The sequence below is a fragment of the Streptomyces sp. SPB074 genome, from assembly GCF_000154905.1.
Taxonomy (GTDB): Bacteria; Actinomycetota; Actinomycetes; order Streptomycetales; family Streptomycetaceae; genus Streptomyces.
Genome location: NZ_GG770539.1, coordinates 748,580 through 755,909, shown reverse-complemented (window position 1 = coordinate 755,909; position 7,330 = coordinate 748,580). Strand labels below are relative to the sequence as shown.

At 76.2% G+C, this 7,330-nt stretch carries 2 protein-coding genes and 3 pseudogenes; 4 read left to right on the top strand and 1 reads right to left on the bottom strand.

What is annotated here, in order from left to right; translation table 11 throughout:
• Positions 1–447 (bottom strand): annotated as a pseudogene (locus SSBG_RS03065) (MBL fold metallo-hydrolase); the annotation flags it as partial.
• 192 nt (positions 448–639) lie between these two features.
• Here SSBG_RS03065 and SSBG_RS34150 point away from each other — a divergent pair.
• The 4 genes and pseudogenes from SSBG_RS34150 to SSBG_RS03045 form a co-directional block, all read left to right on the top strand.
• Positions 640–1,045, top strand: a pseudogene (locus SSBG_RS34150) (hypothetical protein).
• A gap of 233 nt (positions 1,046–1,278) precedes the next feature.
• Complete coding sequence (locus SSBG_RS03055; protein WP_008744765.1) at positions 1,279–3,402, top strand: phage holin family protein; 2,124 nt, start codon at positions 1,279–1,281, stop codon at positions 3,400–3,402.
• A gap of 77 nt (positions 3,403–3,479) precedes the next feature.
• Entirely contained in the window at positions 3,480–3,905 is a 426-nt protein-coding gene (locus tag SSBG_RS03050) for an OsmC family peroxiredoxin (protein WP_008744764.1), read from the top strand.
• Positions 3,906–4,088: 183 nt separating this feature from the next.
• Positions 4,089–7,330: pseudogene (locus tag SSBG_RS03045) on the top strand (phosphodiester glycosidase family protein); the annotation flags it as partial.

The following is a 7,330-nucleotide window of genomic DNA, read 5'->3' as shown; positions in this document are numbered from 1 at the left end:
CGGCGAAGTAGGTGCGGGCCGTGCCGTGGATGACGTAGCGCCGAGCGCGGGCGCCTGCCGGGGGCCCACCGGGAAGCGCCGCCCGTCGTGCCGGGCGGGCACCGCGCGGACGTCGAGCCCGCCGATACGCTGCTTGTCCCCGGGACCGACCTCGACGAGTTCGAGCCGTGCGAGGCGCCGTCCCAGTCCCCGCACCGCGCGCAGCGCGCCGCGCGGCAGCAGCACCACCGTGCCGGGCGCGAGGCGCGCGAGCGAGGGCACGTGCAGGTGGTCGCTGTGCAGGTGCGAGACGAGCACCCCGTCGGCGCGCAGCGCGACGGGCGAGGGGAGCGCGCCCTGACGGCGGCGCAGATGGGCGAGCCGGCGCACGAGCACCGGGTCGGTCAGCAGCCGGGTCCCCGCGTCCTCCACGGTGCAGGTCGCGTGTCCCCACCAGGTGATCTCCACCGTCGCCGTTCCTCCTCACCACCGCCGGGTGCCGCCCGCCGTGCGCCGAACCGTCCGCTTCACCGTCCGCGGGCTCCCGCTGAGCCTAAGGGCTCCAGTAGAGTCGGCACTCATTCGGATGAGTGCCCGTCCGGGCACGGTCCGTCGCGACGGCCGGGGGCACCGGCCGCGGAGCGGAACGGGGGGAGTGCTGTGAACGGGCACCGCGCGCTGGCGATCGCCGCCCTCGTACCCCTGGAACGGCTCGACACACAGCCGTACCTCGTGGATGTGCGCAGCCAGTTCGCGCACTGCGCGCAGTGGGCGGCCGAGCGCGGGCACGTCCTGGTGCGGGAGGTGCTCGCCCACGGGCTCGCGCCCGCGCACGAGGCGCTGTGGGACCCGTTCGACAGCGGGGAGGTGGACCTCTTCGTCGTCGCGGAGGCCGCCGCGCTCGCCGAGGCCGTCCACCCGGCGAAGGGAGTTCCGCGCCCTGTGCGAGGCGCGCGGGGTCCCGCTCGCGCTCGCCGCGCTCCCCGAACCCCGCTACGACGCCGCGCACAAGGCCCGCATCCACCGCCGGCTCTCCATGCCGACCGCCGGCTACGACGGCCGCTGACCGCGACGACGCCCGCCGCACCCCGGACGACGGGACGACGGCGGGCCGCGCGACCCCCGGCCCCCCACGGCACCGCGAAAGCCCGCGCCCGGCACGTTCGCGGGCGTCCTCCCGGGGCAGGACAGCTCCGTACCACCGCTCGGCCGCCCGCACCGGCGGGAAGGCGCCGTGTGCGAAGGTGGGGGGACGGTCCGAGGGCATTCCGCGCGGATCGCGTGAGGAAAAGGTGAGCGGTGAACGAGGAGAGGTGGCGCGGGGCCGGGAGCGCCGTGCTGCGCATGTTCGCGGTCTGGGGGGTGAGCACCCTGACGATGCTGGTGCTCGCGGGGCTGCTGCCGGACTTCAAACTCCAGTCGCCCGACGGGGACAGCGCGACGCGCATCGCCATGACGGCCGCGCTCGGCGCCGGGGTCTTCGGGCTGCTCGGCGCCCTCGTGTGGCCGCTGCTCGTGCGCACCCTGCTGCTCGTGCCCGCCTTCGTCCTCGCGGTGCTCGTCTTCTTCCTCAACGGCTCCCTGCTGCTCCTCGCGCTGCGGCTCGTCCCGGTGAACAGGGGTGAGGTCAACCCGGAGACCGCCGTGGTGGTCGCCGCCGTCATGTCGGCCGTCGCCTCGGCGACCGGGGGCGCGCTCGCGGTACGCGACGACAACGCCTACCGCCGCCGCCTCCACCGGCTCGCCTACCGCCGCTACGGCCGCCCCAGCGGCACCCCGGCCCCGCCCGGCACGGTCTTCATCCAACTGGACGGCCTCGGCCACGACGTCCTCATGGAGGCCGTCGGCAAGGGCGTCATGCCGACCGTCGCCGGGCTCCTCGGCGGTCTCCCCACCCACCGCGTCACCCGCTGGCGCACCGACTGGTCGAGCCAGACCGGCGCGAGCCAGCTCGGCATCCTGCACGGCAGCAACTTCGACGTCCCCGCCTTCCGCTGGTACGAGAAGGAGACCCGCGAGGTCATCGTGTCGAACCGCCCCGCGAGCGCGGCCGAGCTGCAACGCCGGGCTGTCGAGCGCACCGGCGACTCCGGGCTCCTGAGCCTGGACGGCGCGAGCCGGGGCAACCTCTTCGGCGGCGGCGCCGACCAGCTCGCGCTCGTCCTGTCCGTCGCGGTGCGCCGGGGCAGGGAGAACCGCTCGCGCGCCGGGTACTTCGCCTATTTCAGCGACCCCGCGAACGCGGTCCGCACCGTCCTGTCCTTCGTCGCCGAGGTCGGCCGCGAGATGGGCCAGTCCACCCGCGCCCGGCTGCGCCGCACACGCCCCCGCATGGGACGCGGCGGCCTCTACCCCTTCGTACGCGCCTTCGCGACCGTCGTGGAACGGGACGTCGTCGTCGCCGCCGTCATGGGCGACCTCCTCGCGGGCCGCACCGCGATCTACGCCGACCTCGTCGCCTACGACGAGGTCGCGCACCACTCGGGGCCGCGCAGCCGCGACGCCGAACAGATCCTGCGCCGCCTCGACCGCTCCCTCGCGCTCGTCCTCAAGGTCGCCGAACTCGCCCCGCGCCCCTACCGGGTCGTCCTCCTGTCCGACCACGGCCAGAGCCCCGGCGAGACGTTCCGGACGCGGTACGGGCTGAGCCTCGGCGAGCTGGTCCGGGCGGGCTGCGGGCTGCCCGTGCCGCGCAAGGTGCGCCGGACGCACTCGGGCAACGAGGCGCGCGCCGCCGTGCGCGCCGCGCTGCACCGCCCCGTCGAGGAGCGCGCCGAGGAGCACCACGCCTCGCCGCGCCGCTCGGAGCCCGTCGTCCTCGCCTCCGGCAACCTCGGCCTCGTCTCCTTCCCCGACGTCCCGCACCGCATGACCCGGCAGGAGATCGACCGCCGCCACCCCGCGCTGCTCTCGACGCTCGCGCACCACCCGGGGGTCGGTTTCCTGCTCGTACGGGACGAGGAGCACGGCGGCGTCGTGCTCGGCGCCTACGGGGCCGAGGTACGGCTCAAGGACCTCGGCGCGGACCCGGACGCCGGGGAACTCGGTCCGCTCGCCGCCTTCGGGCCGGGCGCGGCCGAGGCCGTGCGGCGCACCGACTCCTTCCCGCACTGCGCGGACATCATGGTCAACTCCTGGTTCGACCCGGAGACCGGCGAAGTCCTCGCCTTCGAGGAGCAGATCGGCTCGCACGGCGGCCTCGGCGGCGACCAGTCCCGGCCCTTCCTGCTGTCGCCGCTCGCGCTGAGCCCGCCCGTCACCGGGGACGGGGAACTCGTCGGCGCCGAACGGGTGCACGAGGTCCTGCGGCGCTGGCTGCGCGAGAGCCACGGCCCGCAGGTCCCGCTGCCGAGCCGTCCCGCCGAGGCGGCTGCCGCGCCCCTGCCGGTGCCGCACACCCCGCCCGGAGCGGGCGGCATGTGATCGTATAGGCCACGGCCCGCCCCCACCGGGGCGGACCGGCCCCGCCCCCGGGGCCCCGCTCGCGAAAGGACCGCACCGTGGCCACCACCCGTTCCGCGCACACCGTCTGGGAGGGCGACCTCCTCAAGGGCAAGGGCACCGTCACCCTCGACTCCTCCGGCATCGGCTCCACGCCCGTCTCCTGGGCCTCGCGCGCCGAGGAGCCCAACGGGAAGACGAGCCCGGAGGAGCTGATCGCCGCCGCGCACTCCTCGTGCTTCTCGATGGCGCTCTCCAACGGCCTCACCAAGGCCGGGCACGCCCCGACCCGCCTCATCACCTCGGCGGACGTCACCCTTCAGCCCGGTACCGGGATCACGGGCATCCACCTCTCGGTCGAGGGCACCGTGCCCGGTATCGACGAGGCCGCCTTCACCGCCGCCGCCGAGGACGCCAAGGCGAACTGCCCCGTGAGCCAGGCCCTGACCGGCACCACCATCACCCTCTCGGCGAAGCTCTGCTGAACGGGCCTCACCCCGCCCGCCGCACCCGGTCCCGGCCCTTCCCCCGCGCGGTGAGGGCCGGGACCGGGCGCGTCACCCGCTGTTCAGCGGTGTGTCCTCCGGCCTCCCTGGTGCGCGGGAGCCCGACGGGTCAAGGTGAGGTGCGGCCCCGCCCCCCCGGGGCCCCTCCCGAGGAGGAGTCACGTGCCCCCACGCCCGCCCCGCTCCACCCCCTCCGCACCCCGTGCCCGCCGGGCCCTCGGCGCCCTCGCCCTGACGCTCGCCCTGTCCGGCACCGGCGCCGGCCTCCAAAGAAAACAACGCGGCACCGCCCGCGCCCGCCGAGGCCGGGCCCGTCGCCCCCGGCCCCGCCGCCCCGCCGCCCGCGAGCACGCCCGCCGCGCCGGACGGAACCGCCCCCCGCACGTCCCCCGCCCCGCGCACGTACCCCGAGGGCGACGGCCTGGAGACGGCCCGCACGCGCCGTCCGCTCGCGCCGGGGGCCTCGCTCACCTCGTACGACCGCCTGGAGAGCGACAAGTGGCTGCGCGTCCACACGCTCTCGGCGGACCTCGGCGCGGGCGTGCGCGCCGAGTACCTCGGTTCGAAAGCGGGCGTCTCGGCGCGCGAGACGGTCTCCGCGCTCGCCGCCGGGCAGGACCCCGGCACGGGCCGGCGCACGGTCGCCGCGCTCAACGGCGACTTCTTCGACATCAACGAGACGGGCGCCCCCGAGGGCTCCGGGCTGCACGACGGCACCCTCCTGAACTCCCCGCGCCCCACGCACACCCGCGCGATCGGCTTCGACGCCGCCCGGGCGGGCCGCGTGCTCGACCTCGCCTTCGAAGGGACCCTCAGCCTTCCCTCGGGCGAACGGCCGCTCGCCGCGCTCAACGCCGCCGACGTCCCCGCCGACGGCATCGGCGCCTACACCGCAGCCTGGGGCGGCGCCGATCGCGCCCTCACCGTCAACAGCGCCGCCGACAGCGCCGAGGTGACGGTCGTCAAGGGCCGTACGACGGACACCGCGCACGCGCCCGGCAAGGGCCGCCCGCCCGCCGGGGCGACCGCGCTCGTCGGTGCGGGCAAGGGCGCCGCCGCGCTGCGCGCGCTGCCCGAGGGCGCGCCCGTGAGCTGGGCGTACCACCCGCGCACGGGGGACGGCTCCGCGCCGCCGCGCGAGGCGATCGGCGCGAACGAGTACCTCGTGACGGACGGCAGGCCCGTCGACCACACGGGCGAGGGCAACGACGCGGCGGCACCCCGCACCGCCGTCGGTTTCAGCCGCGACGGGCGCACCCTGCACGTCGTCACCGTGGACGGCCGCCAGGCCGACAGCGGCGGCGTCACCCTCACCGAACTCGGCCTGATGCTGAAAAAGGAGGGCGCCTACAACGCCGTCAACCTCGACGGCGGCGGCTCCTCCACCCTCCTCGCCCGCACCCCCGGCACCGACACCCTCCAGGTCGGCAACCAGCCCTCCGACGGCACCGAACGCCCCGTCCCCAACGGCCTGATCCTCACCGCCCCCGACGGCTCGGGCCGCCTCACCGGGTACCGGGTGGGCACCGCGATGGACCCGCTCGGCGCCCCGACCGCCGACCCCGTCACCGGGGGCCACCCCGACCGCGTGTTCCCCGGGCTGCACCGCGCGCTGACCGCCGGGGGCCACGACGAGACGTACGGGCCCGCGCCCGGGACCCCGGCGTGGACGGTGCGCGGCGGGGGCACCGTCGACCGCCACGGGCGCTACACCGCGCCCCGCGCGCGGGGCACCGCGGAGGTCACCGCCCGCAGGGGCGCCGCGTGGGGCTCCACGAAGCTCCCGTCCTCGGCCCCCTCGACCGCGTCGACACCGGCACCCGGCGCCTCGCGCTCCCCGACGCCGCCGCGAGCGCCCGCTTCGGCGTCACCGGCTTCGATGCCGAGGGCGGCAGCGCCCCCGTCGAGCCCACCGACGTCCGGCTCACCTACGACCACGACCTGTTCACCCTCACCCCCGACGCCGACGGATTCACCGTCAGGGCGCGCACGGAGGGCGTGGCGGGCACCGTCACCGCGACGGTCGCCGGGCACTCCACCGCCCTCGCCGTCTCCGCCGGGCTCACCGACCGGGCCGTCACCGGCTTCGACGACGCGGCCGACTGGACGTTCAGCCAGGCCCGCGCCGCCGGTGCGCTCACCGCCGTTTCGGACAGCCACGACGGCACCGGGCTGCGCGTGACGTACGACTTCACGCGGTCCACCGCGACCCGCGCCGCCTACGCGAGCCCGCCCGCCCCGCTCCCCGTCGCCGGGCAGCCGCAGGCGTTCACGCTGTGGCTCAAGGGCGACGGGCACGGCGCCTGGGCGACGCTGCACCTCAAGGACGCGACCGGCACTGACCAGTTGCTGCGCGGCCCGTACGTGGACTGGACCGGGTGGAAGAAGGTCACCTTCCCCGTGCCGCAGTCCGTCGCCCACCCCGTCTCCCTCGTCCGCTTCTACCTCGCCGAGACCGACGCGACGAAGCAGTACCGGGGCGAGGTCGAACTCGACGGCCTCACCGCGCAGGTTCCCCCGGCGGTGGACCTGCCCGCGAGCGCCCGCCCCCACGACCCGCTCATCTCGACCGCGCGCGACGTCCGGGGCAGGGACTGGCGGTTCGCCGTCATGTCCGACGCGCAGTTCGTCGCGCGGGAGCCCGACGGCGAGAACGCCGTGCAGGCGCGGCGCACGCTGCGCGAGGTCCGGGCGGCGGACCCGGACTTCCTGATCATCGACGGGGACCTCGTGGACGAGGGTTCGCCCGAGGACCTGGCCTTCGCGCACCGGATGCTGGACGAGGAACTGGGCGACGCCGTGCCCTGGCACTACGTTCCGGGCAACCACGAGGTGATGGGCGGCTCGATCGCCCACTTCACGAAGGAGTTCGGCGCGGCGGAGCAGACCTTCGACCACAAGGGCACCCGCTTCCTCACCCTGGACACCTCCGGGCTCGGGCTGCGCGTCTCGGACTTCGCGCAGCTCGGCCGCCTGCGCGCCGCGCTCGACGCCGCCGCGAAGGACCGCGCGGTCGGCTCGGTGGTCGTCGTCGCGCACGTACCGCCGCGCGACCCGACCCCGCAGAAGGGCAGCCAGCTCGGCGACCGCAAGGAGGCCGCGCTGGTCGAGTCGTGGCTCGCGGACTTCCGGCGCACGAGCGGCAAGGGCGTCGCGTACGTCGCCGGACACGTCGGCACCTTCGACGCCTCGCACGCCGAAGGGGTCCCGTACCTGGTCAACGGGAACTCCGGGAAGAACCCCGCGACGCCCGCCGACGCGGGTGGCTTCACCGGCTGGAGCCTCCTCGGCGTGGACCGCGCGGCACGGCCGGGGGCCGCGCTCCCGGAGGGCTGGCTCGGCGTCCAGACCCGCCCGCACACCGACAGCCTGCGGCTCGACGCCCCCGCGCGCCTCGCGCCCGG